This window comes from Streptomyces sp. NPDC005195, from assembly GCF_040608315.1.
GTDB lineage: Bacteria > Actinomycetota > Actinomycetes > Streptomycetales > Streptomycetaceae > Streptomyces > Streptomyces kaempferi.
The window spans coordinates 1-1,981 of sequence record NZ_JBEXHZ010000277.1; the positions used below are offsets into that span (position 1 = coordinate 1).

A 1,981-nucleotide genomic window follows, 5' to 3' on the forward strand; every position below is an offset into this window, starting at 1 on the left:
CCCGCCCGGGGCCCGGGGGGTTTCCCCCCCCCTGTTTTGGGCCCGGCACCCCCCCCGGGTGGGCCCCCCCCCGACGGCTGTGAAGTGCGTCAGCGCACGTGAACCGTCACCGTGACGGTCTTGAGGACCGCCGGCAGTTTGGTGGTGTCCACCTTCAGGATCTCGCCGCTGTCCTCCTGCCGCGTGGGCGGCAGCACCTTCTGGTGCACCGTCCACTTCCCGTCGGGGTCGACCGCGATGGTGTCGATGCCGAAGTCGTCGTCGTTGGACAGGTACACGGTCCTGCCGGAGTTCGCGGTGGCCACGCCCTCGACCTTGTCGTGGCCGAAGAACGCGCCGCTGGGGTCGAGTTGACTCACCAGCGTGCCGACGTTGAGATACGGCTGCTTCTGCGCGACGTGGACACCGGCGCCCGTGAGCGAGGTGAGCGCGGCGTTGGTGCCGGCCGTCCCGACCAGGGCCTCGGGCGACTTGCCGCCGATCGTCAGGCCGCTGACGTCGGTCGCGCCGTTGATGTCGACCTCGTAGAGGGTCTTCTGGGCGAACGGTTCGACGTTGCCGTCACGCTCGTCCACCAGGAACGTCGTGCTGGACAGCGCGGTGATCTCGCTGTTGGCGGCGCCCGTGGTGGCCGGGTTGTCCAGCAGGTACAGGTACTGCCTGGACTTGTGCGTGTGCAGGTCGATCGTGACGATACGCGTGGCCGCGACATTGCCGGCCTTGGTGCTTCCGAGATCCGGCTGCTGCAACGCGGCCTGCATGACGCCCACCAGGGTCGAGCCGTCGGGCGTGACCGTCAGGCCTTCCATGCCCTTGTTCTTCGAGCGGTTGGCGAGCTCGGCCGGCAGGTACCCGAGGATCTTGTGGTACGCGTTGTCGGGGCTGTTCCTGTACGGGGTGAGCCGGCCCAACTCGTAGCCGTGCGCGTCGAAGTGCGTGAGGTACGGGCCGTACTCGTCCGACACCCAGAACGTGCCGTCCGGCAGCGCCACCAGGCCCTCGGAGTCGTAACCGTACGGGTCCCTGGTCACGGGAGTGGGGGTGCCGCCGTTGGCGTTCGTCGCGGCGGGGTCGTCGATCGTCTCGCTCGTGTCGTGCGGCGGACGGCCGCTGTACGCCACACCGCCGAGGCTCTTCGGCCCCTTCAGGGTGACGGTCTTGATGAGCCGGGCCTTGCCGTCGACGAGCTTGAACTCACCGATCTCAGGCGTGAAGTCGAGGACCATCTCGGACTTGTTGCCGTCCGGGGCGTCGGCGTTGGGGCCGCGGTCGGTCAGGCCGTAGAAGTGGCCCGACCTGCCCGGCACCGGAGTGAGCGACGAACCGAAGCCCTCACCGGAGATCCTGGTGGTGGTGCCGCCCGGACCTGCGACCTGCGTCAGCGGCGGAATGGGGGTCCCGTTCGCCTGGGCGTCCTTGAACAGCTGAACCGCGTCGGTGGCCGTGTAGGTGAAGGTGTCCGTGCCCTTGAAGCCGGACTCGGGGATGTACGAGAACGTGCCGTCCGCGTTGACCGTCACCTTGCCGTTGGACGGGTCGGTGTGGCGTACGACCGCGGTCGCGCCGTGGTCGTTCCGCAGAACGTCGCCGGTCAGCGTGCCGTGACCGGAGAAGGAGTCGGAGACCGTGCCGAAGTCGTGGGACGGGGCCGAGAACCAGCCGCCGGCCTGGGCCGCGACCGTGCCTGCGCCCACGGCTGCGACGGTGGCGCCGATCGCGATGGCGATCCGGGTGGGCTTGCGGGAGATAGGTCTTGAAGTCACACCGCAGAACTTGTCGGTCAATGATGAACTCTGAGGGGGCATTTGGTGAAGCCTCGATACAGAGAGCACCGGTTCTTCGCAATCCTTCGACCGGTACGGGCCGCGAGGGGGCGTGGCGCCCCCCGGCGCAAGAGCCGCCCGGCGCTGCTCTGTTGTCGCCTTCAAGGACCCTGGACCGCCGACCGCCGACCGCCGACCGCCGACCGCCGACCGCCGAC

At 68.9% G+C, this 1,981-nt stretch carries 1 protein-coding gene; it reads right to left on the reverse strand.

All coding sequences use genetic code 11. The annotated features are described in order from the left end of the window. Positions 1 to 89: 89 nt before the first annotated feature. Complete coding sequence (locus tag ABZV34_RS38925; protein WP_356287855.1) at positions 90 to 1,763, reverse strand: esterase-like activity of phytase family protein; 1,674 nt, start codon at positions 1,761 to 1,763, stop codon at positions 90 to 92. Positions 1,764 to 1,981: the final 218 nt, after the last annotated feature.